The sequence below is a fragment of the Synechococcus sp. W60.3 genome, from assembly GCF_047502615.1.
Lineage (GTDB): Bacteria > Cyanobacteriota > Cyanobacteriia > Thermostichales > Thermostichaceae > Thermostichus.
In genome coordinates, this window is record NZ_JANSHJ010000057.1 from 1 (window position 1) to 600 (window position 600).

The window sequence follows — 600 nt, forward strand, 5'->3', positions numbered from 1 at the left end:
TGTACTACCACGGAGCTCAGTTCTCCAACTATTCTGCTTGGCTGGCGGATCCGATCAACGTCAAGCCCAGCGCCCAAGTGGTCTGGCCCATCTTCGGCCAAGAGATCCTGAATGGGGATGTGGGCGGCGGCTTCGAAGGGATCCGCATCACCTCGGGCCTCTTTCACCTCTGGCGGGCTGCCGGCATCACCAATGAGTTTCAGCTCCTGGTAACGGCCATTGGCGGCTTGGTGATGGCCGCCCTCTGCCTGTTTGCCGGCTGGTTCCACTACCACAAGCGGGCTCCCAAGCTGGAGTGGTTCCAAAATGTGGAATCGATGCTCAACCACCACCTGGCGGGCCTGCTGGGGTTGGGCGCTCTGGCCTGGGCTGGTCACCAAATCCACGTGGCCATTCCCATCAACAAGATGTTGGATGCGGGCGTGCCGGCTGACCAGGTGCCTTTGCCCCACGAGTTCATCCTCAAGCCCGCCTTGATGAAGGAGATGTTCCCCAGCGTGGATTGGGGCATCTTCAGCGGGGTGGTGCCCTTCTTTACCTTGGATTGGGGCAAGTACGCGGAGTTCCTCACCTTCAAGGGTGGCCTGGATCCGCAAACGG

Annotated in this window: 1 pseudogene; it reads left to right on the forward strand. The window is 60.5% G+C overall.

Annotated features, from left to right (window positions below):
* Positions 1 to 600, forward strand: a pseudogene (gene psaA, locus NW846_RS12210) (photosystem I core protein PsaA); the annotation flags it as partial.